General features: G+C 65.6%; 24 protein-coding genes, 1 tRNA gene and 1 riboswitch. Of the genes, 13 read left to right on the forward strand and 12 right to left on the reverse strand.

Going from position 1 to position 24,274, the window contains the following annotated elements; genetic code table 11:
* The first annotated feature begins 32 nt into the window (after positions 1 to 32).
* Positions 33 to 752 carry a dienelactone hydrolase family protein gene (locus tag TZ53_RS03115; RefSeq protein ID WP_044660381.1) on the forward strand — a complete coding sequence of 240 codons (720 nt, stop codon included), beginning with the start codon at positions 33 to 35 and terminating at the stop codon, positions 750 to 752.
* Between the two features lie 17 nt (positions 753 to 769).
* On the opposite strand, the gene TZ53_RS03120 is transcribed toward TZ53_RS03115, so the two are convergent.
* Positions 770 to 1,900, reverse strand: a complete 1,131-nt coding sequence (locus tag TZ53_RS03120; RefSeq protein WP_044660382.1) for a M14 family metallopeptidase — start codon at positions 1,898 to 1,900, stop codon at positions 770 to 772.
* The gene (locus TZ53_RS03125; RefSeq protein ID WP_083198934.1) at positions 1,897 to 2,511 is read right to left on the reverse strand and encodes a DUF4136 domain-containing protein; all 615 of its coding nucleotides are present in this window, start codon (positions 2,509 to 2,511) and stop codon (positions 1,897 to 1,899) included. The genes TZ53_RS03120 and TZ53_RS03125 overlap by 4 nt, the downstream gene beginning before the upstream one ends.
* A gap of 208 nt (positions 2,512 to 2,719) precedes the next feature.
* Here TZ53_RS03125 and ykgO point away from each other — a divergent pair, with 208 nt between their 5' ends.
* Positions 2,720 to 2,845, forward strand: coding sequence for a type B 50S ribosomal protein L36 (gene ykgO / locus TZ53_RS03130; RefSeq protein ID WP_004210176.1), 126 nt, complete (start codon positions 2,720 to 2,722; stop codon positions 2,843 to 2,845).
* Between the two features lie 3 nt (positions 2,846 to 2,848).
* Positions 2,849 to 3,475 carry an HAD family hydrolase gene (locus TZ53_RS03135; RefSeq protein WP_025547522.1) on the forward strand — a complete coding sequence of 209 codons (627 nt, stop codon included), beginning with the start codon at positions 2,849 to 2,851 and terminating at the stop codon, positions 3,473 to 3,475.
* Positions 3,476 to 3,528: 53 nt separating this feature from the next.
* On the opposite strand, the gene pyk is transcribed toward TZ53_RS03135, so the two are convergent.
* Positions 3,529 to 4,986, reverse strand: a complete 1,458-nt coding sequence (gene pyk / locus TZ53_RS03140; RefSeq protein ID WP_025547524.1) for a pyruvate kinase — start codon at positions 4,984 to 4,986, stop codon at positions 3,529 to 3,531.
* A 102-nt stretch (positions 4,987 to 5,088) separates the two neighbouring features.
* On the opposite strand from pyk, the gene TZ53_RS03145 reads away from it, so the two are divergent.
* The 5 genes from TZ53_RS03145 (at position 5,089) to ruvC (ending at position 7,517) form a co-directional block, all read left to right on the forward strand.
* On the forward strand, positions 5,089 to 5,388 hold the full coding sequence (locus tag TZ53_RS03145) for a DUF1244 domain-containing protein (protein WP_025547525.1): 300 nt from the start codon (positions 5,089 to 5,091) through the stop codon (positions 5,386 to 5,388).
* A gap of 51 nt (positions 5,389 to 5,439) precedes the next feature.
* Positions 5,440 to 5,682: a DUF2312 domain-containing protein gene (locus TZ53_RS03150; RefSeq protein WP_007688707.1), complete on the forward strand. Its 243-nt coding sequence runs from the start codon at positions 5,440 to 5,442 to the stop codon at positions 5,680 to 5,682.
* Between the two features lie 23 nt (positions 5,683 to 5,705).
* On the forward strand, positions 5,706 to 6,032 hold the full coding sequence (locus TZ53_RS03155) for a heavy metal-binding domain-containing protein (protein WP_170825568.1): 327 nt from the start codon (positions 5,706 to 5,708) through the stop codon (positions 6,030 to 6,032).
* 68 nt (positions 6,033 to 6,100) lie between these two features.
* Positions 6,101 to 6,844, forward strand: coding sequence for a YebC/PmpR family DNA-binding transcriptional regulator (locus tag TZ53_RS03160; RefSeq protein ID WP_007688711.1), 744 nt, complete (start codon positions 6,101 to 6,103; stop codon positions 6,842 to 6,844).
* Positions 6,845 to 7,025: 181 nt separating this feature from the next.
* Positions 7,026 to 7,517, forward strand: a complete 492-nt coding sequence (gene ruvC, locus TZ53_RS03165) for a crossover junction endodeoxyribonuclease RuvC (protein WP_025547533.1) — start codon at positions 7,026 to 7,028, stop codon at positions 7,515 to 7,517.
* Positions 7,518 to 7,706: 189 nt separating this feature from the next.
* On the opposite strand, the gene ppc is transcribed toward ruvC, so the two are convergent.
* On the reverse strand, positions 7,707 to 10,406 hold the full coding sequence (ppc, locus tag TZ53_RS03170; protein ID WP_044662821.1) for a phosphoenolpyruvate carboxylase: 2,700 nt from the start codon (positions 10,404 to 10,406) through the stop codon (positions 7,707 to 7,709).
* Between the two features lie 139 nt (positions 10,407 to 10,545).
* On the opposite strand from ppc, the gene TZ53_RS03175 reads away from it, so the two are divergent.
* Positions 10,546 to 12,000: an ATP-binding protein gene (locus TZ53_RS03175; RefSeq protein WP_044662822.1), complete on the forward strand. Its 1,455-nt coding sequence runs from the start codon at positions 10,546 to 10,548 to the stop codon at positions 11,998 to 12,000.
* On the forward strand, positions 11,997 to 12,464 hold the full coding sequence (locus tag TZ53_RS03180) for a low molecular weight protein-tyrosine-phosphatase (RefSeq protein ID WP_044660383.1): 468 nt from the start codon (positions 11,997 to 11,999) through the stop codon (positions 12,462 to 12,464). The genes TZ53_RS03175 and TZ53_RS03180 overlap by 4 nt, the downstream gene beginning before the upstream one ends.
* Positions 12,465 to 12,596: 132 nt before the next feature.
* On the opposite strand, the gene TZ53_RS03185 is transcribed toward TZ53_RS03180, so the two are convergent.
* From TZ53_RS03185 to paoA, 5 genes are all read right to left on the reverse strand, one after another.
* A complete protein-coding gene (locus TZ53_RS03185) occupies positions 12,597 to 13,382 on the reverse strand; it encodes a S1/P1 nuclease (RefSeq protein WP_044660384.1) in 786 nt (261 codons plus the stop codon).
* A gap of 159 nt (positions 13,383 to 13,541) precedes the next feature.
* Positions 13,542 to 15,545 (reverse strand): TonB-dependent receptor, encoded by a 2,004-nt coding sequence (locus TZ53_RS03190; RefSeq protein ID WP_044660385.1) that lies wholly within the window; start codon positions 15,543 to 15,545, stop codon positions 13,542 to 13,544.
* A gap of 52 nt (positions 15,546 to 15,597) precedes the next feature.
* Positions 15,598 to 17,814 (reverse strand): aldehyde oxidoreductase molybdenum-binding subunit PaoC, encoded by a 2,217-nt coding sequence (gene paoC / locus TZ53_RS03195; RefSeq protein ID WP_044660386.1) that lies wholly within the window; start codon positions 17,812 to 17,814, stop codon positions 15,598 to 15,600.
* Between the two features lie 3 nt (positions 17,815 to 17,817).
* Complete coding sequence (locus TZ53_RS03200) at positions 17,818 to 18,768, reverse strand: FAD binding domain-containing protein (protein WP_044660387.1); 951 nt, start codon at positions 18,766 to 18,768, stop codon at positions 17,818 to 17,820.
* On the reverse strand, positions 18,765 to 19,415 hold the full coding sequence (paoA, locus tag TZ53_RS03205) for an aldehyde dehydrogenase iron-sulfur subunit PaoA (protein ID WP_044662823.1): 651 nt from the start codon (positions 19,413 to 19,415) through the stop codon (positions 18,765 to 18,767). Before paoA ends, TZ53_RS03200 begins: the two co-directional genes overlap by 4 nt.
* A 258-nt stretch (positions 19,416 to 19,673) precedes the next feature.
* Here paoA and TZ53_RS03210 point away from each other — a divergent pair.
* Both TZ53_RS03210 and TZ53_RS03215 read left to right on the forward strand, forming a co-directional pair.
* Positions 19,674 to 19,748 (forward strand) — tRNA-Gly (locus TZ53_RS03210).
* 313 nt (positions 19,749 to 20,061) lie between these two features.
* The gene (locus tag TZ53_RS03215) at positions 20,062 to 20,454 is read left to right on the forward strand and encodes an ArdC-like ssDNA-binding domain-containing protein (RefSeq protein WP_065846158.1); all 393 of its coding nucleotides are present in this window, start codon (positions 20,062 to 20,064) and stop codon (positions 20,452 to 20,454) included.
* Positions 20,455 to 20,555: 101 nt separating this feature from the next.
* On the opposite strand, the gene TZ53_RS25910 is transcribed toward TZ53_RS03215, so the two are convergent.
* The 3 genes from TZ53_RS25910 to TZ53_RS03235 form a co-directional block, all read right to left on the reverse strand.
* A protein-coding gene (locus TZ53_RS25910) for an IS5 family transposase (protein WP_238320111.1) occupies positions 20,556 to 21,271 on the reverse strand; the annotation gives its coding sequence in 2 pieces (ribosomal slippage) (positions 20,556 to 20,977 and positions 20,977 to 21,271; 717 coding nt in all).
* A 119-nt stretch (positions 21,272 to 21,390) separates the two neighbouring features.
* Positions 21,391 to 23,250: a phosphomethylpyrimidine synthase ThiC gene (thiC, locus tag TZ53_RS03230; protein WP_044660390.1), complete on the reverse strand. Its 1,860-nt coding sequence runs from the start codon at positions 23,248 to 23,250 to the stop codon at positions 21,391 to 21,393.
* A gap of 11 nt (positions 23,251 to 23,261) precedes the next feature.
* A complete protein-coding gene (locus tag TZ53_RS03235; RefSeq protein WP_044660391.1) occupies positions 23,262 to 23,669 on the reverse strand; it encodes a DUF2065 family protein in 408 nt (135 codons plus the stop codon).
* Between the two features lie 55 nt (positions 23,670 to 23,724).
* A riboswitch (TPP riboswitch) is annotated at positions 23,725 to 23,835 on the reverse strand.
* Between the two features lie 83 nt (positions 23,836 to 23,918).
* On the opposite strand from TZ53_RS03235, the gene TZ53_RS03240 reads away from it, so the two are divergent.
* Entirely contained in the window at positions 23,919 to 24,215 is a 297-nt protein-coding gene (locus TZ53_RS03240) for a hypothetical protein (RefSeq protein ID WP_044660392.1), read from the forward strand.
* Positions 24,216 to 24,274: the final 59 nt, after the last annotated feature.

The raw sequence follows: 24,274 nt of genomic DNA on the forward strand, positions 1-24,274 counted from the left end.
ATGCGTCCCGACCCCGAAGCAAGGAGCCTTTCATGACCATCACCCGCCGCGTCACCGTGCATGAAGGCCCTGGCGGTCAGTTCGAGAGCATGGCCGTGTTCGACGATGCCGCCGCCGCTCCGCGTCCGGCCATCCTGCTTTTCCCCAATGTTCTGGGCACCAAGGAGGCCGATTTCGCCTATGCCGAAAAGGTCGCGGCGATCGGTTACACCGTGCTCGTCGCGGATGTGTTCGGCCAGGGCAAGCGGACCAGCCGGGCCGATCCGGACATGGGCCGCTACATGGCCGAACTCAATGATGACCGCACTTTGCTGCGGGACCGGACGAACGCCGCCCATGCGCTGCTGAAATCGCTCGATGAGGCGGACGAGAGCCGGACCGCGGCGATCGGCTTCTGCTTCGGCGGCAAATGCGTGCTCGACCTTGCCCGTTCAGGAGCGGATATTGCAGGCGGCGTCAGCTTCCACGGCGTCTATGATGCGCCGCCCCTTCCCCATGCGAAGATCACCGCGCGGCTGCTGATCTGCCACGGCTGGGACGATCCGATCGCGCCGCCGGAAGCCACGGTCGCGCTGGCGAAGGAACTGACCGAAGCGGGATGCGATTGGCAGATCCATGCCTATGGCCATACCGGGCACGCCTTCACCGACCATGACGCGAAGATGCCCGAAAGGGGCCTGGCCTATAATCCCGAAGCCGACCGCCGCAGCTTCCGCGCGATGGCCGATTTCCTGGGCGATCTCTTCGGCTGAACCGCGGCCGGCCGGGTTCAGATTTCGTCGATCATCTCCGCCAGCACGCCCAGGCAGTCCTTGGCGAGTTGGATCGATCGGGCCGGCGACCAGCCGAAATCGGCGTCCGGCAGGTCGTCATTATCCTTGAACGGCATTTCCAGCGTCATTGCCACGGCGCCGAAGCGCTCGGCCAACTGGTTGGTGGACATGGACAAGTTCGCCTTGCCCGCCGGCGCGGTGGGATAGCCCTTCCTCGTCTGGAAATCGGGCGTCCGGGCGGCCAGCGTGTCGCGATAGCGGCGATACAAGGCCGACTTCCGCTCCGTGATGGAGGGGATGCCCTCGAACCCGGCCAGGAACACGGCCGCAATAGCCTCGTCGCCATGCACGTCCATGGCGAAATCGACCCCGACCTCATCCATCGCCCCGCGCACCAGGAACACCTCCGGACTCTTCTCCATCGACGGCTCATGCCATTCGCGGTTGAGGTTGATGCCCACGGCGTTGGTCCGCAAATGGCCGCGACGGCTGCCGTCCGGATTCATGTTCGGCACGATGTAGAAGGTCGCCTCCCTGCGCAGCAGCCGCGCCACGGCGTCCTCCTCGTCGCAGAGCCGCTCCAGCGCGCCCTCCATCCACCATTCGGCCATGCTTTCGCCCGGATGCTGGCGGGCGTAGAGCCAGACCTTCTTCGGTCCTTCCCCCAGCACCAGCAGGTCGAGCGGCTGCCTGTCGAGCGTCAGCCCCAGTTCGCGATGCTCCACCCCCGGCTGGGACGCCGCCCAGGCGACCAGATCATGGTGCCGTTCCATCGAATAGGGCGCGAAATAGGCGAGCCACACCGCATTGCTGTCGGGCGAAAGACGGATCGTCAGCGTCCCGTCGGCATAGCCGGTGTCCGCCAGCAGCCAATTCTCCCGATCCTCGCTATAGCGCGCCTTATAGCCTGGCCAGCCGTCGGGATAGGCCGACGCGCCGCAATTGACGATCGCCAGTTCGACTTCCCGCCCGGCCACGCCAGCCACGCGGAAGTGGAACCATTGGTAGAAGTCGCTCTGCCGGTCCTTAACGATCTCCAGCTCGGCGCGGACGCCTGCGGACGTGGCGGAAATGGAAAGAACGCGAATATTGCCGCTGTCGAAGGCGCTTGTGATCGAGATGCTCATCTGACGGTTATAGTCCGCCCCGATTCGCCCGGATAGCCCCCCAGCAATGCCGTCGCCAGCTTCTGCGCCGCCAAACCCGGCTGCGATGCGGGCGTTCCCTCCCGCGCCCCAGTCTGCGCCCGGCCCTCCCAGATGGTGGTCGAATCGGCGCGGCGGCGTATCTGCACCTGCAATTCGGTGAAGACCTGCCCCTTGGGCTTGCCCGACAGGTTGATGCCGATGCCCAGCCCCAGGCCGGAATAGCCGCCGCTGCCCACGGCGCCGCCCACGCCGACGCTTACCGGCTTGCCATTGGCGCCATAGCTTTCGGGTTCGCGGAAGGTGCGGCGGAAACTCACCAGCGCGACATAGTCGCTCTTCGCCCCCTGTGCGGCCGTGGTGAAGCCCACGCGCTGCAATTCCTGCTCGATCGCGGCGGCATAGGTGCGGAATTCCAGGCCGACATCGGGGTTGCCGGCCATTTCCTCGACGGCGATGGTCCCGTTGCGCGCCGGATCGTCGATATGGAACCGCGTCACCTCCACCGGTGGAACAGCCGTGGCGCAGCCGCTGAGCCCCAGGGCCAGCAGGGACGGAAGGACGATCTTCTTCAACATGGACGGATTCGACATGGATGGCACTCCAGGGGATGAACAGCCTCTACACGACACCGCGCCGCTAATCCCTTAAAAGCGTCAAGCCACGGATTTGCTGCATGCAGGATGAACGGCGCGGCGATGGAGCGAAAAGCGGGCGGCCGCCCTTGACTTTCAGCCGTCCCGCCCATAGGGGCTGCGCTTCGATTTTCGATCACGCAAGATTCATTCAAAGGCTGGTTCCATGAAGATCCGCAATTCGCTCAAGTCGCTCAAGGGCCGTCACCGGGACAACCGCGTGATCCGCCGTCGCGGCCGCACCTATGTCATCAACAAGACCAACCGCCGCTTCAAGGCCCGCCAGGGCTGATTCATGGCGGATATTGCCGCCGTCGTCTTTGACGTTGGCAATGTCTTGTATCACTGGACCCCAAGGGTTCTGTACGAGCGCCTGATCGATGACGATCGGGCGCTCGATGCGTTTCTCCGCGACGTGGTGACGCTGGACTGGCACTTCCAGCATGACCAGGGCCGCCCCTTCGCGGAAACCAGCGCAGAGCTGATCGCGCGCCATCCCGAACATGCGGCGCTGATTCGCCTCTGGGGCGAGAAGTTCATCGACAGCGTAGGACCGGCAGTCGAGGGCATGCCGGAGATCGTCCTTGAATTGCACGAGGGCGGCATTCCGCTCTTCGCCATCACCAATTTCAGCCATGAATTCTGGGCGCCATTCCATGCTCGGGAGTCGGCGCTGTTCGCCCCCTTCCGCGACATCGTGGTCTCCGGCGCGGAAAAGCTGGTGAAGCCCGACCCCGCGATCTACCGGCTGGCGCTGGAGCGATTCGGTTTGAGCGCGGAACAGGCGCTGTTCATTGATGACCGCGAGGAAAATGTCCTGGCGGCCGAGGCGGAAGGCATGCGCGGCCACCTGTTCCGCGATGCGGCGACGCTGCGCCGGGAACTGGCAGAGCTGGCGTTGCTTCGAAGCCCAACCGTCTAAGCTGGACGTGCCCCTGCGAAGGCAGGAGCACGACCCTTAGGAGCGATCGGCATTCAGCCCTCGTCCCGGCCCCTCAGCTCATCTCCGCGAATCGCGGCCACATGCAGCACATTGGTCGACCCCGGCGTCCCGAAAGGCACGCCGGCCAGCACGACGATCTTGCCGCCCTTCTCGACCATATCGTGGCGCAGCGCCATGCGGCGGGCCTTGCCGATCATCTCCTCGAACGTGCCGATGTCCTTGGTCCGGACGGCATGCACGCCCCAGGTCAGCCCCAGCTTGCGCGCCGTATCCTGCCGGGGCGTCAGCGCCAGGATCGGTGTCATCGGCCGCTCGCGCGCCACGCGGCGCACGGTGCTGCCCGAAGAGGTGAAGCAGGTTATCGCGCTCGCCCCGACGACGGACACGATGCTGCCGGCGCCCTCCGCCAGCGCATCGGCGGTGGTGGGATCGGGCTTCGTCTCGGTATAGTGCAGCCGCCCGAAATAGCCCGGGTCGCGCTCCACGCTATGGGCGATGCTGTCCATCATCGTCACCGCCTCGACCGGCCAGTCGCCCGCCGCCGTTTCCGCCGACAGCATGATCGCGTCGGCCCCGTCATAGACCGCGGTCGCGACATCGGACACTTCGGCGCGGGTGGGCGTCGGCGCCTTGATCATGGATTCCAGCATCTGCGTCGCCACCACGACGGGCCGACCCATGCGGCGCGCGGTCGCCACGATCTGCTTCTGCAGCGGCGGCACCGCCTGGGGCGGCAGTTCCACGCCAAGGTCGCCCCGCGCCACCATCACGCCGTCGGCCAGTTCGATGATCTCCTCCAGCCGCTGGACAGCCGCCGGCTTCTCGATCTTCGCCATCAATGCGCCATAGCCGCCCATCAGCTTGCGCGCCTCGGCTAGGTCCTCCGGCCGCTGGACGAAGCTCAGGGCGATCCAGTCGCAGCCCTGCTCGACCGCGAAGCTCAGGTCGCGCCGGTCCTTTTCGGTCAGCGCCGGCACCGGCACGACCACATCGGGCACGTTCACGCCCTTGCGGTTGGAAAGGGTACCGCCGACCTCGACCACCGTGTCGATGCGATCCTCCGCCACCTTCTTGACCCGCAGCACCATCTTGCCGTCGTCCAGCAACAGCCGGGTTTCGGGCACCAGAGCCGCATAGATCTCCGGATGGGGCAGGTTGACCCGCGTCGCATCGCCCGGCGCAGGATCGCTGTCGAACACGAAGGCCGCGCCCGTTTCCAGCACCGCCAGCCCGCGATCGAAGGTCCCGACGCGCAGCTTCGGCCCCTGAAGGTCGCCCAGGATTGTCGTAGGACGTCCGAATTCCTTTTCCAGCGCCCGGATCGTCGCGATGCGCGCGGCATGATCCTCATGCGCGCCATGGCTCATATTGATGCGGAAAGCGTCGGCCCCGGCGACGAACAGCGCCCGGATCATTTCCGGGCTGTCGCTCGCGGGGCCAAGGGTCGCCAATATGCGGACCTTGCGCGAACGGGGCGGTAATTTCGTCATTCCTCTTGTCTCCTGGCCGTCATGGTCGCCTCTGGTTTGCCAGGGCGCGGTTTTCGATTATCCGTGCTGCACGACAGGATGATGATCAGCGAAAGGTTCGCCGTGAGCGATAACATACTCAGTGATGCGGTTGCCGCAACCGCCTTCCGACGGCTGGTGGCGCATTTGCAGCACCGCACCGATGTCCAGAATATCGACCTGATGGGAACGGCGGGCTTCTGCCGCAACTGCCTGGCCGACTGGATCGCGGAGGCGGACGGCACGATCGGCAGGGAGGAAGCGCGGGAGATCATCCATGGCATGCCCTTTGCCGAATGGAAATCCCGCCATCAGGGCGAGGCGACGCCGGAACAGATCGCCCGCATGCAGGAGAGTGTGGCGAAGAACGCCGACAATCATTAGAGGCAGGCGCCGACCGATTCATCAACCGATTCACATTTACTGGAGATTCCCATGAGCGATGGCAATGTCGCCGCCGAACAGCTACGCCTCTTCATCGAGCGCATCGAGCGCCTGGAAGAGGAAAAGAAGGGCATCGCGGACGATATAAAGGACGTCTATCTGGAGGCGAAGGCCAATGGCTATGACGTGAAGACGATGCGGTCCATCGTCCGCCTGCGCAAGATGGAGCGCAATGCCCGCATGGAAGCCGAAGCGCTGCTGGAAACATACAAGACGGCGCTGGGCATCGAATAAATCGCAGCGCGGGGAGAGCGTCCATGACCGGGATCATCGTCAGCACCACCCCTTCGCTGGAAGGCCGGCCTGCGAAGGAATATCTCGGCATCGTCACCGGCGAGGTGATCGTGGGCGCAAACCTGTTCCGCGACCTGTTCGCCAGCGTGCGCGACATCGTCGGCGGGCGCTCTGGCGCCTATGAGGACGTGCTCCAGCGTGCCCGCGAACAGGCGATCGCGGAAATGCGCACCCGCGCCGTGGCGCTGGGCGCCAATGCGGTCGTCGGCGTCGACCTGGATTATGAGACCGTCGGGTCCAGCGGGTCGATGCTGATGGTGACCGCCTCGGGCACCGCGATCCTCGTCTGACATTGCGCATCGAGGGCGCGCTCGCTAGAGAGCCCGCATCGAACAAACAGACAAGTCAGGAGCAGGCCGTGGCCGGCCATAGCAAATTCAAGAACATCATGCATCGCAAGGGCGCGCAGGACAAGAAGCGCTCCTCGATGTTCTCCAAGCTGTCGCGCGAAATCACCGTGGCGGCGAAGATGGGCATGCCCGACCCGGACATGAACCCGCGCCTCCGCCTTGCGGTCAACGCCGCCAAGGCGCAGTCCATGCCAAAGGACAATATCCAGCGCGCGATCGACAAGGCGATCGGCGGCGACATGGAGAATTACGAGGAAATCCGTTACGAGGGCTATGGTCCCGGCGGCGTGGCCATCATCGTCGAGGCGCTGACCGACAACCGCAACCGCACCGCGACCAACGTCCGCACGGCCTTTTCCAAGAATGGCGGCAATCTGGGCGCTTCGGGCGCGGTCAGCCACGGTTTCGACCGCATGGGCCTCATCACCTATCCGGCGAGCGCGGGCGATGCCGACGCGATCTTCGAAGCGGCGCTGGAAGCGGGTGCGGACGACGTCTCCTCGAACGAGGACGAGCATGAGATCTGGACCGCCATGGACGCGCTGCACGAAGTCGCCAGGGCGCTGGAGGCCAAGCTCGGTCCGGCCGAAGGCGCCAAGCTCGCCTGGAAGCCGCAGACCACCGTCGAGGTGGACGAGAGCAATGCGGCGACGCTGATGAAGCTGGTCGACACGCTGGAAGACGATGACGACGTCCAGACCGTCTGGGGCAATTACGAAGTTTCCGACGAAGTCATGGAGAAGCTGGGTTGATCCTTCCCCTTCCCTCTCCCCTGCGGGGAGAGGGATGCGAAGCCCTGGCGGCCCTGCCGCTCGGGCGAAGCCGGGAGGGCGCGGCAGCCGACGCGCCCGGTCCGGTCTCCCTCCAGACGTGCCCGTCCGGCGGACCGGCGAGCCACCCTGTCCTCTCCCGTGAAGGGACGAGGGGAATATCATGATCATCCTGGGCCTGGACCCGGGCCTTGGCACGACCGGCTGGGGCCTGATCGCCGCGGATGGCAACCGCCTCACCCATATCTCCAACGGCCAGATCAAGACCGATTCAGGCATGGCGCTGGCCAGCCGGCTGCTGGTGCTCGATCTGGCGCTGACCGACCTCATCCTCGAACATCAACCCAATGGCGCGGCTGTCGAAGAGGTGTTCCTCAACGTGAACCCGCAATCGACGCTCAAACTCGGCCAGGCCCGTGGCGTGGTGCTGCTGGCGGCTTCGCGATCCGGCATGGAAGTGGGCGAATATGCCGCCCGGCTCGTCAAGAAATCCGTGGTCGGCGTCGGCAATGCATCGAAGGAGCAGGTCCACGCCATGGTCTCCCGCCTCCTCCCCGGCGCAAAGATCGCCGGACCCGATGCCTCGGACGCCCTGGCCGTAGCGATCACGCACGCCCATCATCTGGCCAGCGCACGAAGGATTCCGCGGAAGTAGAAGGTGGGGCGATCCGGGGCGGGAACTGGCCAATTCAGGACCTTCCCCTCCCGTAAACGGGAGGGGTTAGGGGTGGGCGCGAGCGTAGCGAGCTTCTGACTTAGCCGTTGCAAAACAGCGCAGGTGCCGCGCCAGCCCACCCCCTAGCCCCCTCCCGCCTGCGGGAGGGGGAATGGCAGGAATCCACCCCTATCCGCTATTCCTCAGCGCCGTGGCGATCGCGTTGATCGACAATTCTATGCCTTCCTTGATGCGCGGGTCGTCCTCACCGCTGCGGTGGCGCTTCATCAGTTCGACCTGAAGAAGGTTCAGCGGCTCGATATAGGGCAGGCGCAGGCGGATCGACGTGTCGAGCTTGGGATTCTTCTCCAGCAGCCGCGACTGGGCGGTGGCGGCGAGCAAGCCGTCATGGGCCATGTCCCAACCATCGCGGATGCGGTCGAAAATCTCCGCGCCCCGCGCCTGATCCTCGACCAGCGGCAGATAGTGAGCAGCGATACCCAGATCGGACTTGGCCAGCACCATCTCCAGATTGGCGAGCGCCGATTGCAGGAAGGACCAGTGCTGCGCCATGTCGGCCAGCAGCGCCTTGTCCTCGAAGGCGGAAAGCGCGTGGCCGACCCCATACCAGCCCGGCAGCATCACCCGCGCCTGCGCCCAGCTGAACACCCAGGGGATGGCGCGCAAATCCTCGATCCGGGTGCTCTTGGTGCGGCTGGCCGGACGGGAGCCGATCTTGAGGCCGGAGATTTCCTGGATCGGGGTCAATTGCCGGAAGAATTCCTTGAAGCCCTCAGTACCATAAACAAGATCGCGATAGGCGGCGAAGGCGGTCTTCGACAGTTGGTCCATGGCGGCGGCGAAGCGGGCGGCATCGCGATCGGACAGGACTTCGGGTTCCAGACTGGCGAGCAGGGTCGCGCTGGTCATCGCTTCCAAATTGGTCATGGCGACGTCGCGGGTGCCGAATTTGGCGGCGATCACCTCCCCCTGTTCGGTGATGCGGATGCGACCCTGCACCGTGCCCTTGGGCTGCGCCTGTATCGCCGCGAAGGAGGAGCCGCCACCGCGCCCGACCGCGCCGCCGCGGCCATGGAATAGCTGCATCGCCGTGCCCGCTTCGGCAAAGACGGGGGCCAGCGCCTTGCTCGCCTGGAACAGCCCCCAGGTGGAGGTGATGTAGCCGCCGTCCTTGTTGCTGTCGGAATAGCCGATCATCACTTCCTGATGGCCGCGTTCCCGCACCACGCCGCCTATTTCGGGCAGGCCGAAATAGGCGGCCATGATCTTGGGCGCGGCCTCAAGGTCCGCGATGGTTTCGAACAGCGGCACGGCCATGATCGCGGCCTGCGGCGGCGCGCCCTCCGTGCCCGCGCGCCACAGGCCCGCTTCCTTGAGGATGATGTTCACCTCGAGCAGGTCGGAAACGCTCTCCGCCTTGGAGATGATATAATGGGTGATGCATTGCGGGCCGTAGATGCGATGCGCCTCCGCCGCCGAATGGACGATGGCGAGTTCGGACGCGGTCTGTTCCGAATATTCGAAAAAGGCCGTGCCCAGCGGCCGGTTGTTCGCCAACTCCCGCCGAAGCAGGGCGATGCGGGCATATTCGTCGAGCCCGGCATAGTCCGCTTCGACCCCCGCGACTTTCAGCAGTTCGGCCACCACGCTCTGATGGACATCGCTGTTCTGCCGCATGTCGAGCGTGGCGAGATGGAAGCCGAAGGTTTCGACCGCGCGGATCAGGCGGCCAAGCGCGCCGCCGGTCGCCAGAGCGCCATTGCCTTCGCTCGCCAGCCCCTGCGCGACCGTCACCAGGTCGCGGCGCAGGTCGGCGGGGCTGGCATAGGGTTCGCCCTTGAGCGCCGAGGGGCGGGACGGCGCCTTGCCGACCAGCGACCGGTAGGTGGCGGCCAGACGGGCATAGATGCCGGAAATCGCCCGGCGATAGGGCTCGTCCTGACGGCTGGGCGAGACGTCGCCGCTGGCGTCGGCCAGGTCCAGAACGGCCTGCGACACATCGGCCAGTTCGGTCGAGAGCGACAGTTCCGCGCCAAGGGCGTGGAGCGCATCCATATAAAAGCCCAGCGCAGCCTCGCAGCCCCTGGCGAGCGCGAGCCGAAGCTGCGGCGCCTGAACGAAGGGATTGCCGTCGCGGTCGCCGCCGATCCAGTTGCCGACGCGCAGGAAACTCTGCGGGCGCGCGCCCAGCACCCGTTCCCATCGGGCGTAGAGGGCGGGCAGCACGGGCAGGAAGACGTCGCGGAAATAAGCGAGGACATTCTCGATCTCGTCCGCGACGAACAGCTTTTCCCGGCGCAGCGGCCGGGTCTGCCACAGCAGCGCGATCTGGCGGAAGATCGCCTCGTCCAGATTCTCGCCCTCATCGGTTTCCGTCCGGCCGCCGTCCTTGAGCAGCATCAGGTCCGCGATGCGGTTCTTGTGGTCGATCATGCTCTTGCGCCGCACCTCGGTCGGGTGAGCGGTCAGGACCGGCACGATCAGGGCATGGGACAGCAGGTCGAGCACCGCCTCGCGCTCTATTCCATGGGACCGCAGCTTTTCGACGGCGGAGGCGACGTCGGCCCCCGGCTCGGCAGCGACGCCCTGGCGGTCCTCGGCCAGATTGGCCAGCATCGAGAAGAGCATGAAGCCGCGCACGAAGCTCAGCGTGTCGTCGAGGCTCAGCGCGTCGAGTCCGGTGTCGACCACGTCCGCGCCGTGCAGGCCGCGCGCCCGATCGACCGAGGCGGAGCGGATATATTCGGTCTGCTTGTAGATTTTCTCCCCGCCATAGGCGCGGATGACGTCGCCCAACAAACGACCGAGAAAGCGGATGTCCGGGTTCTGCGTGATCGCAGGAGCGGGAGAGGATGCAAGAGTCGCCATGATGGATCGATGCTGCATCGCAACAATGGGATGGTCAAGGGAATCCGCATCGCGTGACGTGATCCCGCGAGGGGCAGGAGGACGGCATCCTTATTCTGTGCACTTGCGCGAAGCCCCCGCCATGGGCCAAAGGAAATCCGTGACCGCCAGCATCAGCATAGGAAATGACAGCAACGGCAATGCCGTTTTGGTCGATGTCGAGGAATTGCTTGCCACCCGTCTGCTCGTCCAGGGCAATTCAGGGTCCGGCAAGTCGCATCTGCTGCGTCGCCTGCTGGAGGAAAGCGCCGCGCTGGTCCAGCAGGTCGTGATCGATCCGGAGGGCGATTTCGTCACGCTGGCGGATGAATATGGCCATGTGGTGATCGACGCGGGCGACTATAATGAGCGCGAGATCGTCAAGATGGCGATGCGCATACGCGAGCATCGCGCATCCGTGGTGCTCAGTCTGGAATCGCTGGAGCTGGAGGCGCAGATGAAATGCGCCGCGACTTTCCTGTCGACGCTGTTCGACGCGCCGCGCGACCACTGGTATCCCGCGCTGGTGGTGGTGGACGAGGCGCAGATGTTCGCCCCCGTGGCGGCGGGCGATGTGTCGGATGAGGCGCGGCGGCTTTCGCTGGCGGCCATGACGAACCTGATGTGCCGGGGGCGCAAGCGCGGCCTGGCGGGCGTGATCGCGACGCAGCGGCTGGCGAAGCTCGCCAAGAATGTCGCGGCCGAGGCATCGAACTTCCTGATGGGGCGCACCTTCCTCGACATCGACATGGCGCGGGCGGCGGACCTTTTGGGCATGGAGCGGCGGCAGGCGGAGCAGATCCGCGATCTGGAGCGCGGCCGCTTTCTGGCGCTGGGCCCGGCCATCTGTCGACGGCCGGTGGCGGTGAAGATCGGGTCGGTGAAGACCAGCACGCGCGGCGGCACGCACAAGCTGATGCCGCCCCCCGTCACCGCGACGGAGGATTTGCAGGAATTGCTGTTCGCAGGCGCGGGCGAGGAAGAGGCGCTGCCCCCGCCTCCACCCCGCGCCGAGCCGCCGGCCTTGCCTGCGGAGGAGTTGATGCGCGCCCTTGCCGCCGCGCCTTCGGCCAAGCCCGCCGCGCCGGAACTGGACTTTGGCCAGAATGAGCCGGTGGTGATCGCCGTGCTGGAGGAGATCGTGGCGGACCTGGGGGAGGCGCAGCCCAGCGTGTCGACGCTCTATCAGGATTTCGGCGTCCGCTGCCGGATGAAGGGACTGCGCCAGCCGCCGCTCGACCTGCCCGCTTTCCGCAAGCGATTCGCCATGGCGCAGGCGGGCATGTTCGATGCCGCCGACCCGCGCTGGGCCGATGCGATGAAGGCCGCCGAACCTGTGCCGGAGGATATGCTCGCTCCCTTCCTGCTGATTGCGCGGGCGGCGATGCAGGGGCTGCCCTGCCCCGACGATGTGGCGCTGGCGCGCGCCTATGGCACCAGTTCGCCGGGGCGCGTGCGGCGGTTGATCGATTATATGGAAAAGCTGGGCGTGATCGTGGCGCGCACCGATTTCGGCGGGCGGCGGTCGATCGGCGTGCCGCAACTGGGCCTGAGCACGGCGGCGGCCGAGGGATGAGCGCTTCGGTCCTGTTCGTGTGCCTGGGGAATATCTGCCGATCGCCGCTGGCCGAAGCCGCGTTGCGTGCGGAGGCGGAGCGGGCGGGCCTTTCGGTAACGGTGGATTCGGCGGGTACCGGCGACTGGCATGTCGGATCGCCGCCGGACCGGCGCGCGCAGGCGGTGGCGCTGCGGCATGGGATCGACATTTCCGGCTACCGTGGGCGGCAGGTGACGGCGGGGGATTTCCGGCGGTTCGACCATGTCTTCGCGCTGGATGCGGAAAATTTGAAGAATCTGCGGCGGATTCAGCCTTCGGACGGGACGGCGGACGTGCGGCTGCTGATGGATTTGGTGCCAGGGCGCGAGGGGAGCGGCGTGACCGATCCCTATTTCGGGGACGATGCCGGCTTCGACATGACCTGGGACGATGTCACGCGGGCCGCGCGCGCCATCGTGGAGCGGCTGCGGGAGCGGGGGTAGAGTGGTCGCAGGAGCGCGCTGCGCTTCAATTCGGTCCGGAAACCCGGAGCATTTTTCACATTGAGCGGAAAACCCCTGTTTTTCGCGACCGCCATTCCGAGTCGTCGACCATGAACGGACTGTCGACCGGTCCTAGGGCTGCCGGGGCGAATCGAAAATCGCATTCAGGCAGGCGGCGATGCGGACACCTGCCCGCCGCAACCGGTCGTCCAACTCGGCGCGATGCCGATAGGCATAGTCCCAGGACAGGTTCGGGTCCGCCGGATAGACGGTCTTGCGCAGCGCGATGCTTTCGCGGGTCCAGATGTCCGGATCACACAGGCTCCAGGCAATCGTCTGTTCCGGCGTGATCGACCGCGACAGCCAGTCCGCATATTCCGAATAGGACAGGGCGCGCTGGTCGATCAGGCCGGAATCCCAGACCGAATGCAGGTTGCTCTGCGCGCCGAAGAAAGTGACCTTCACATCATTGCCGCCCCGGTCGTCACCACCGCCGACATGCAGCGGCTGATGCAGGTCGCCAATGATGTGAACGACGAAGCGCAGCGCCATGCGGCGGTCGTCCAGCGACGCCTTGGGGTCGCGAAGCGTCGCCGTAAAGCGGGTCAGCGCCGTCATCGCGTCCCCCTCCTTCGGCGCGTCCGCGGCGGTGTAACGATCGCCCTCCCTCACCGTGACATAATGCCAGGGGCTGGCCGTCTTGCGCCAATATTCGGCGGGGTCGGACCGCATGTCGTCCGGCCAGGTCGCCGCTTCGGCCAGATCTTCCGACCCCAGCAGCAGGCGGACCTGGGCGCGTGCAGCGCCACTCAGGTTGCGGTCGGCTATGGCGCCGGTGACGCGATGGCCGATCGGTCCCCAGGCCTGGGCAGGCGCAGCGGCGAGAAACGGCAGGGCGAGGAGAAGGGCAAAGCGCATGAGGACCTCATACAGCTTTGCCCCGGCGGAACCAGCGGGCTTTTTCAGAGGGTTGCCCTAAAGCGATCAGCAAGCGACCGGAACCGATCGCTTGCCGCGAAATCGCGCAAAACAAGGAATCTGGAGCAGCGATCTGATTCCATCAGATCGAAACCGGCTCTAGCTTGCGAACCGGAAGCCGATCCACAGCGTCCGGGGGGTGCCGAGGTCGATGGACCCTCCGGCGTTGCGGGTGATCACTTCCTCATCGAAGAGATTCTCGCCCCGGGCAACCAGGGTGACGCCATGGCCCAGCGGCAGGCGCGCCACCGCATCGACGGTCAGCGCATCGGGCAAGACATCGGTCTGGAGGTCATCCTCATATTGCTTGCCGACATAGCGCAGCGTCGCGGAAAGCGCCGGTCCCTGCTCCGGCTCCCAGGCCAGCGTGGCGCTCGCGGCATGACGGGGGCTCTGCGCGGGGGTGAGGCCGTCAAAGCCCATGCCCGGCGCATGGACGGTGCTGTGGCTATAGGCATAGGATGCCGAAAGCAGGAAGTCGTCCACCCGGCCGACGGCGGTCAATTCGATCCCCTTGGCGGTGATGCGGTCGACATTTTGCCGCTCGCGCGTATTGGCGACATTGGTGAGGGTGACATTGGCTATGGCATCGTCCAGCCGGTTGATGAAGCCGGTGGCGGAGAGGGTCAGGCCCGGAATGGGCGTGAGGTCGATGCCCGCCTCCACGCCCTTCAGCTTTTCGGGCGTCAGCGCGGCATTGGCGCGGGTCGTGATCGGGAAGACCACGAACGGCCGATATAGCTCGTTCAGCGTCGGCAGGCGGAAACCGCTATAGGCCGCGCCGCGTAGCGCGACTGCATCGCTGATGCGGTAGAGAGCGCCCGCCCTTCCGGAGAACTGCCAGTCCGAACGGTCGGCAAAGCTGTTGTTGGCCGCACCGGTGCCGGTGGCGCGATAGAAGCCGTTGCTGATCGTCCAGCGATCCGCCCGCACCCCGCCTGTCAGGACCAGCCGGCCCAGCGTCCAGTCATCCTCGGCAAAGAGGCCGGTGGTCATCTGCTCGCCGCCGGCATGACGGCGGGAAGTGACCGGATTGGCCGCTATATTCGCGTTATAGCCATCCTCGAACATGTCGCCGGTGGCGAAGCGGGTGTCGGCCCCGATGCGCAGCACATGGTCGGGGCCGACCGGTGGGCGCAGCTCGATCTTGCCGCCAATGCCAGTCGAGGGCGTATTGCGCTGGTCGAGCGACTTGCGGAAGGTGGATGCCGAGATCACGATGTTGGAGAAGTTGCGCGCCTGGATATAGGCCAGCGCATCGACCTGCCATGCACCGCGGGATATGAAGCGGATGCTGGCGTCCTGCCCTTCGCTCATGCTGTCCGCGCCCTTGAAGCGCAGGGTGCGCTCGTCGTGGAAGATGGTGCCGCGGAACTGGATCTCCGATGTGGCGGACAGGGGCGCGACGGCCCGCAAATTGGTCGACCAGCCGTCATAGGCGGCGGGCGAAGTCGCGGCGACGCGCTGGTTCCGGGGCGTGGTCTGGAAGCCGTCGCCCCGGTCCCAGCGGCCCGAAAGCGAGACATAGCCGCCGCCCAGATCCGGCGTCAGGCTGGCGGTCAGTTCGGTCGCATCCTTGCTGCCGTAGAAGGCGCTGGCGCCGAAGGTCGGAAGCTGATCCCGCGTCGCGCTGGCGAGTTCGATGGTCCCGGCCACCGCGCCCGCGCCGAAGGCCCCAATGCCGCCGCCGCGCGTCACCCGCACCACCGACAGGCGGTCGGGCACCAGTGCGCTGAAGGGGATATAGCCGAAAAAGGGATCGGCCATCGGCACGCCGTCCAGCAGCACCAGCGTCCGGCTGGAAGCGTTGCCGCCCAAGGCGCGCAATGTCGCTCCCTGGGCGGAAGGATTGGCGGAGCGGCTGTCGGAACGGCGGAACTGCTGGAATCCGGCCACATCGCCCAGCACGCTCTCGATCCGGCCGGAAGCGCCGTTGGTCAGCCGGTCCCGGTCGATGATCACCGACCCATAGGCCGGCGTCCCCGGCGGCAGGGAAAGCCCCTCCCCCGTCACGACGATGCGGTCCGTGTCGGACGCCTCCGTCCCGGCGGCCGCAACCGTCGGAATTGCGGCCAGAACCAGTGACAGCGAAAGATATTTCATCGGCGCCCTTTCCTCTCTTTGGGAGAGGGACTAGGGGCGCCGCGCAGGAAGTTCAAGCGACCCTTTTTCCGGTTGACGCCGCCAGAATCTTGTCGATCGTCAGCGGATAGTCGCGCAGGCGCACGCCCGTGGCGTTGTAGATCGCGTTGGCGACCGCCGCGCCAGCCCCGCAAATGCCCAGTTCACCGACGCCCTTGGCCTTCATGGGCGAGCTTTTGTCGTCCAGTTCATCGATGAACAGCACGTCCTGATGCGGGATGTCGGCATGCACCGGCACCAGATATTCGGCCATGTCGTGGTTGACGAAGAAGCCGAACCGCGTGTCGACGCTCAGCTCCTCCATCAACGCCGCGCCCACGCCCATGGTCATCGCGCCGATCACCTGGCTGCGCGCCGATTTGGGATTGAGGATACGCCCGGCGGCAAAGGCCCCGCCCATGCGGCGGACGCGGACTTCGGCGGTGTCGATGTCGACGCCCACCTCGCAGAAATGCGCGCCGAACGTGGCCTGCGCATAGCGTTTGGTGAGGTCGCCATAGTCCATGCTGTCCTCTGCCCAAAGGCCCTCGCGCCCCGCCAGCGTCCCTAGCGGCTGGGACTGGTTGCCCAGGCGCACCAGACCATCCTCGAACAGCGCCTTGTCCACCGGGAAGCCCGCCTTTTCGGCCAATTTGGCGCGCAGGGCCATGGCGGCGGCATAGACGCCCGCGGTTGAGCTGTTCCCGCCCCACTGGCCGCCCGAACCGGACGACGCGGGAAAGCGGCTGTCGCCCAGCCGCACGGTCACGGCGTCCAGCGGCACGCCCAGCATTTCCGCCGCCGTTTGGCCGATGATCGTGTAGCTGCCGGTGCCGATGTCGGTCATGTCGGTTTCGACCGTCACATGCCCCTTGGCATCGACGCCGATGCGCGCACCCGACTTCGTGACCAGATTGTTGCGGAAGGCGGAGGCGACGCCCATGCCGACCAGCCAGCGGCCATCGCGCACCTGCCCAGGCTTCGGATTGCGGCGGTTCCAGCCGAAACGTTCCGCGCCCTCGCGCAGGCATTCGACCAGCTTGCGGCTGGAAAAGGGGCGCTGCGGCCCGGCTTCGGGATCATATTGCACATCGTTGCGGATGCGCAGTTCGACCGGATCGACGCCGCAGGCCTCGGCCAGCTCGTCCATCGCGACTTCGAGCGCCAGCAGGCCCACCGCCTCGCCCGGGGCGCGCATGGCGTTGCCTTCCGGCAGGTCCAGCGTCGACAGGCGATGCGTCGTCAGCCGATTGGGGCCGCGATAAAGCAGGCGCGTCTGCTGCGCCGCCGTCTCCGCGCCGCCGCCGGGCAGGTCGCCCGACCAGACCTCATGCGCGATGGCGTCGATCACGCCCTGCCTGTCGGCGCCGATGCGGATGCGCTGGATGGTGGCGGGGCGGTGAGTGGTGTTGTTGGGGATTTGCGGCCGGGCGATCGCGACCTTCACCGGGCGGCCGACCATGCGCGCGCCCAGCGCCGCCAGCAGCGCATCGGCACGCAGGAACAGCTTCGCGCCGAAACCGCCACCGATATAGGGTGAGACGAGGCGGATATTCTCCTTCGGAATCTTCAGCGTCGCCGCCATTTCGCCCACGCTCCAGGCGATCATCTGGTTAGAGGTCCAGAGCGTGAGTTTGTCGCCATTCCAGGCGGCGATGGTCGCGTGCGGCTCCATCATCGCATGGCTCTGGTCGGGCGTGGTGTAGTGCTGGTCGATCTTCACCGCCGCCTTGGCGAAACCGGCTTCGAAATCGCCCGCTTTGGTATCAGCAGGGCCGCCGAAGCCGCCTTCGGGCGGAACGCCCTTGTCGCGCTCCGCCGCCAAGTTGAAGCGGCCCTGATCCGGCGCATAATCGATGCGGACGAGCCGGGCGGCGTCGCGCGCATTTTCCAGCGTGTCGGCAATGACCAGCGCCACCGCCTGCTCATAATGTTCGATCTGCGGACCGCCCAGCAGATGGGCGGTGTTCATATTGCCTTTGCCGAGCGGCCCCGCATTCTGGTGGGTGACGATGCCCAGCACACCGGGCGCGGCTTCAGCGGCCCGCAGGTCCATGGCGTTGATCCGTCCCTTGGCGATGGCCGACCCGACGATCCAGCCATAGGCGGCGTTGGGCGCGGCATCGTGCCGTTCATAGGCATAGGGCGCGGTGCCGGTGACCTTCGCGGCGCCGTCGATGCGGTCATGGGGAATGCCGATGACGCGGCCCCGGTCGATCGGGTTGGTGGTGGCTGGCGTGTCGAACTTCATGGCTCAGGCCCCCTTCTGACGGTAGAGCGAGGCAAGGGTGCGGGCGGTCAGTTGCTGCTTGAACGCATTATGCGCGGTGGGTCGAGCGCCGCTGAGCGCCGCCTCCGCCACGGCCGCCGCGCCGGACGGGGCGGCGGCATCTGCGGCATCGGTACGCCAGGGCTTGGCCCCTATGCCCCCGAAGGCGAAGCGCGCCCGGCCGTCCTTCTCAAACACCGCCGCCACGGACACCAGCGCAAAGGCATAGGAGGTGCGGTCGCGCACCTTGCGATAGACATGGGTGCCGCCCAGAGGCTTCGGCAAGGTGACGGAAGTGATAAGTTCGCCGGGCTTCAGCGCATTTTCGATATGCGGCGTCTCGCCCGGCAGCAGGTGGAAATCCGCGATCGGGATGGAGCGACGGCCGCCATCGGCGCCCACCGTATCGACCTGCGCATCGAGCAGGCGCAGCGCCACCGCCATGTCGGACGGATGCTGCGCGATGCAGGCGTCGCTGGTGCCCAGGATCGCCAGGCTGCGGCTCATCCCCTTGAGCGCGCCGCAGCCGCTGCCGGGCTTGCGCTTGTTGCAGGGCATGCGCGTGTCGTAGAAATAGGGGCAGCGGGTGCGCTGGAGCAGGTTGCCTCCGGTCGTCGCCTTGTTGCGAAGCTGACCCGAAGCGCCGGCCAGCAGCGCGCGGCTGAGCACCGCATAATCGCGGCGGACGGCCTTGTCGGCGGCCAGATCGGTGTTGCGGACCAGCGCCCCGATCCTGAGGCCGCCTTCCGCTGTCGGCTCGATGCGGTCGAGGCCCAGATGATTGACGTCGATCAGATGGGTGGGCGTCTCGATCTGGAGCTTCATGAGGTCGAGCAGATTGGTGCCGCCCGCAATGAAGCGCGCGCCCTGGGTGCTGGCGGCTGTCCTGGCCGCATCTTCGACACTGGCGGCGCGGCTGTAGGTGAAGGGCCTCATGCCTTATCCTCCGCAGTTCCATGGCCGGCGACTTCGCGGATCGCCGCGACGATGTTGGGATAGGCGGCGCAGCGGCAGATATTGCCGCTCATCCGCTCGCGCACCTCGCCCTCGGAAAAGGCCACGCGGTCGAGGTCCTCCGTGGCGTGGCTGGGGATGCCCGCCTCGATCTCCTCCAGCACCGCCACCGCCGAACAGATCTGGCCGGGCGTGCAATAGCCGCATTGATAGCCGTCATGGGTGATGAAGGCGCGCTGCATCGGGTGAAGCTTTTCCGGCGTGCCGAGCCCCTCGATGGTGGTCACATGATCGCCCTCATGCATGACGGCGAGGGTGAGGCAGCTGTTGATCCGCCGCCCCTCCACGATCACCGTGCAGGCGCCGCACTGGCCATGGTCGCAGCCCTTCTTGGTGCCGGTCAGGTGGAGATGCTCGCGCAATGCGTCGAGCAGGGTGGTGCGGGGGTCGAGTTGCAGATGCACTTCCCGGCCGTTCACGGTCAATCCTACGGCGCTCATCTGGGCCTGCTCCTTCTGGCGTTGCGGGCGGGCGGGAGCAGCGGCCTGCGCGTCGCCCAGCACGGGAATGGCGGCGGCGGCGGCGGCGCTGCCCTGAAGCAGGCCCCGGCGCGTCAACGGTTCTGGCATGCGATGCTCCTCCTCCTGCCCCCGCCATAGGAAGCGAAGGGCGATCATATTCGGTCGTTGCTCACTGATTTGACAGGCAGAATAGTAGCATATGGCCACGCGAGGCCAAGCCGCAAGGTGGGAAAAGCCACTATCGGGCGGGGAAATCCGGCGGGATCGGAAAAAAATGATTTTATGCAGATTCTCCCTTGCCGAGGTGGGAAGCCGCTGCTAGTTGCCCCCCACCCGCCGAGAGGGACACTTCCTCCGGCCGCCAGAGCGGGCGTAGCTCAGGGGTAGAGCACAACCTTGCCAAGGTTGGGGTCGAGGGTTCGAATCCCTTCGCCCGCTCCAGATTTTCCGAGAAAATCAGCTGGTGACTCGATGCTGATTCGGTCTTGGAAACCTGATTTCCTTATCATCGTCCACACGTCGTCCACGTCTTTCGAGCTGAGTGGCGGTCAGTAGCGTGCGTTCGCGCAGCGCCTGATCCTGCAGGGGAACGGCTTCCCCTGCGTTTGAGCTTCGCTTCGCGAATCTCAAACGACCCCTTCAAACGGGCTGCGCCCCGTAGCGCCCCCTTCAAGAGTGAGAGTGCGGCCGGTTGGCCGTGACGGGTTGAGCGTCACGAGAGAGGCTCGGGACCGACCCGTCGCGGAGAATCGCGATGGCCTATGCACGCACCCACCGTTCCGCGGGTGAGCGGACCGACCTCTACGAACAGATCACCAACCGGATCATCGCCGAGCTGGAAGCCGGACGCGCGCCCTGGGTCCAGCCCTGGGGTTCGTCGAAGGTGAGTATCGGCATGCCCTACAACGCCGTCAGAGATCGGCGATACAGCGGCATCAATGTACTCACACTCTGGGATGCGATCGTCTCGCGCGGCTTTGCCTCCCATGCCTTCCTGACCTTCCGGCAGGCGCTGGCGCTCGGCGGCCATGTCCGACGCGGCGAGCAGGGCGTGGGCGTCGGCGTCAGCGGCGCCAGGCACCAACGAAATTCCCATATACTGGGTTGGAGCGGTACAGGAGACGGCCGACATCGCCAGAAGACCTAAAATGCTGGCCGGGAGCCGATTGCCAAAGCAAAGGCGTAGCATCCTAAGACTCAGTTTCGGTATGATCCACCCCTCCGATAAAGATTAGGGTTTGTGGGGATTCATCGTGAGTTGATGATGGCTGCGGCGAGATAGATCATTGCAGAGAAGCTCTGGTCGGTTTTGCAGGCACGCATAGCGATGCGTTTGAATTCCTTAAGTTTGGAGAAGAAGTTTTCGATCAGGTGACGCCATTTGTACATCTCGACGTCGATCTTGAGCTTTTGGGCGCGGCCGGGATGTTGTGAAATGACAACCTTCGCCCCACGCTGATCAAGATCCTGTACAATCCAGTTGGAATCGAAGGCCTTGTCGCCCAGCAGGGCACCGAACTCAATACCGTCGATCAACGGTGCGACGCCTATGGTGTCGTAGCGGTTGCCCGGCAGCAACTCGAAGCGCACCAGATTGCCCAAGGCATCGGTCAGCGCCAGAATCTTGGTCGTCATGCCGCCTTTTGAGCGACCAATGGCCTGGCCCTGAGTCCCCCTTTTGCGCCCTGGCCATGCCGGTGAACCCTGACGATGGTCGCATCGACCATGGCGTATTCCATGTCGGGTTCCTCCGACAGCACATCGAAAATACGCTTGAAAATATCGGCTTCCCGCCAATCGCGAAACCGCCTGAACGCCGTACTCCAGTTGCCGAACATGGCGGGCAGATCACGCCATGGACTGCCCGTGCGAACAATCCACAGCACCGCCTCCATGAATAGCCTATTGTCACCTGGCGGGCGGCAACCGCGCCTCCCCTCCAATGGAAGCAGCGGCCCGATCAAACCTCATTCCTTATCTGAAAGACCAATCCGTTCGCCCAAGCCTGCCTCCAAAAGGCAGCCTTGAGTCAACCCCACGTCATCCAGTCAAGCTTTGTCCACGAAACCCAGTTCTCCAAAACTCAGTCGCGATCTCGCCCACCAGCGCCCATATAGAGTTCGCTGCCGGTCTGCCGGAAGATTTCGCTCATTTCGGCCATGCCTTTTTCGGCGTCCTCCGCCGCGAGGAAGCTGTCTGCGGGCTGGTTCTGCCTGGCGGCGAAGTCGCGCACTTCCTGCGTGATCTTCATCGAGCAGAATTTGGGGCCGCACATGGAGCAGAAATGGGCGGTCTTCGCGCCTTCGGCGGGAAGCGTCTGGTCGTGATATTTCTCGGCCGTGTCGGGATCGAGCGACAGGTTGAACTGGTCGCGCCAGCGGAATTCGAAGCGGGCGCGGCTCAGCGCGTCGTCGCGGACCTTGGCGGCGGGGTGGCCCTTGGCCAGGTCGGCCGCGTGGGCGGCGAGCTTGTAGGTCACGACGCCCACCTTCACGTCGTCGCGGTCGGGCAGGCCCAGATGCTCCTTGGGCGTGACGTAGCAGAGCATGGCCGTACCGTACCAGCCGATCATCGCGGCGCCGATGCCGCTGGTGATATGGTCGTAACCCGGCGCGATGTCGGTGGTGAGCGGCCCAAGCGTGTAGAAGGGCGCCTCGCCGCAGGCTTCGAGCTGCTTGTCCATATTCTGCTTGATCTTGTGCATCGGGACGTGGCCGGGGCCTTCGATCATCACCTGCACATCCTGTTCCCAGGCGCGCTTGGTCAGTTCGCCCAGCGTGTAGAGTTCGGCGAACTGCGCTTCGTCATTGGCGTCGGCGATGGAGCCGGGGCGCAGGCCGTCGCCCAGCGAATAGGCGATGTCATAGGCCTTCATGATCTCGGTGATTTCGTCGAAATGTTCGTAGAGGAACGATTCCTTGTGATGGGCGAGACACCATTTCGCCATGATCGATCCGCCGCGCGAGACGATGCCGGTGACGCGCTTGGCCGTCATCGGGATATAGGGCAGGCGCACGCCCGCATGGATGGTGAAATAGTCGACGCCCTGTTCGGCCTGCTCGATCAGCGTGTCACGGAAGATGTCCCAGGTCAGTTCCTCGGCAATGCCGCCGACCTTCTCCAGCGCCTGATAGATGGGCACGGTGCCGATCGGGACCGGCGAGTTGCGCATGATCCATTCGCGGGTGTCGTGGATGTTGCGGCCGGTCGACAGGTCCATCACCGTGTCGGCGCCCCAGCGGATCGACCAGACCAGCTTGTCGACTTCGCTCGCCACGTCGGAGGCGACGGCGCTGTTGCCGATATTGGCGTTGATCTTCACCAGGAAGTTGCGGCCGATCGCCATCGGCTCCGATTCCGGGTGGTTGATGTTCGACGGGATGATGGCGCGGCCGCGGGCGACCTCCTCCCGGACGAATTCCGGCGTCACATAGTCGGGGATCGACGCGCCCCAGTCCTGCCCGTCGCGGACATATTCGGCGAGGCGGGCGCGGCCCAGATTTTCGCGCTCGGCCACATATTCCATCTCCGGCGTGATGATGCCGCGCCGGGCATAGTGCATCTGGGAGACGTTCGCTCCAGCCTTGGCGCGCAGGGGACGCTTGACCGTGTTGGGAAAGGGCTGAACGCCGCCGCTGCGGTCGGGGCCTTTCAGGCCGTTATCCTCCGGCTGGATGGCGCGGGCGTCATATTCCTCGACATCGCCCCGGCCGATGATCCAGTCCCGGCGCAAAGCGGGAAGGCCCGCCATGATGTCGATGCGGGCATTGGGGTCGGTATAGGGACCAGACGTGTCATAGACGCGGACCGGCGCTTCGCCGCTGCCGGGTTCCAGGTCGATCTCGCGCATGGCGACCTTGAGCGGGCCGACATGGATCTTGCGCGAGCCACGGATGGGTCCGGTGGTGACGCGCATCTCTGTTCGTGCTGGGACGTCTGCCATTTGGGTTCCTTTCAGGCGATGACGGTGGCGCGGCCGGTGAGGCCGGCGAGGAAGAGGAGAATGCCGAGGACGATGCTGAGGATCGCCCAGGCGCGGGTGAAGTTGAGGGACCAGCGACCGATCTTGAGCAGGGGCGCCGGGACCGCGAGCAGCAGCGCCCCCTCGACCAGCGCGACATAGCCGATGGCCGAGACGATGATGGACAGCGGATCGCGCCAGATGCTGTGGATGAGGACGAGCGCCGCGCCGACCGCGAAGACCGGAAAGGCCAGCGCCATCACCAGACCGGGCGAGCGTTCCAGATCGTCCATCATCTGCCGCCAGCGCTGCGGCGCCACGAGGCCCCCTGTGCCGATGACGATCATGTAGAGGCCGATGGCTTCAGCCAGGCGCAGGGTCAGGACGGAAATGCTGTCCATGGCTTGCCGTCCTCCTCTTCGCGTCGGGGCGGAGGGCGGGCGCGGGTTGCTGCATGCGAACAAGCCGTTCCCTCCCTACGCCGGTCTTATCCGGATCAGGTTCAGCGGGTCGCGGCCACGTCAGCCGCCTCTCAACCGCCTGTGGACGGTCCCCCGGGGATGCCCCGCATGTAGCCCAAGCGGAGAGCGAACGAAAGCCCCGTTCTGACGCTGGACAGCAGGTCGCCTTTTCCGCTTTAGTGGCCGGCGATGAAGCATCCCGATCTGTCGACGAAGGAAGGGCGCAAGGCGCACCGGCACGAGATGCGCATGATCGCGGTCAGGCCGCGCCGTTGGGGATTATGGCTGCTGACGGCGGGTTTCCTGCTGGTGCTGGCGCCTTCCGCCTTGAACATGCACAGCCTGTTCGGACTTTGGCCGCCGATGCTGGGCGCGATCTGCATCATGCTGGGCGTGCCGCTGCTGGCGGCGAGCGTGGTGTTGAAGCGGCGCTATCTGCGGCAGCGGGTGGCCGGACAGGCGATAGTGGGGCGGATCAGAGGGTGAGATTCCGGCGGTTTTCCGCCGAAGTTCACACCATATGCGCGCGCGTGCCCGGGCGCGCG

It is taken from the genome of Sphingobium sp. YBL2 (assembly GCF_000943805.1).
Classification (GTDB): domain Bacteria; phylum Pseudomonadota; class Alphaproteobacteria; order Sphingomonadales; family Sphingomonadaceae; genus Sphingobium; species Sphingobium fuliginis.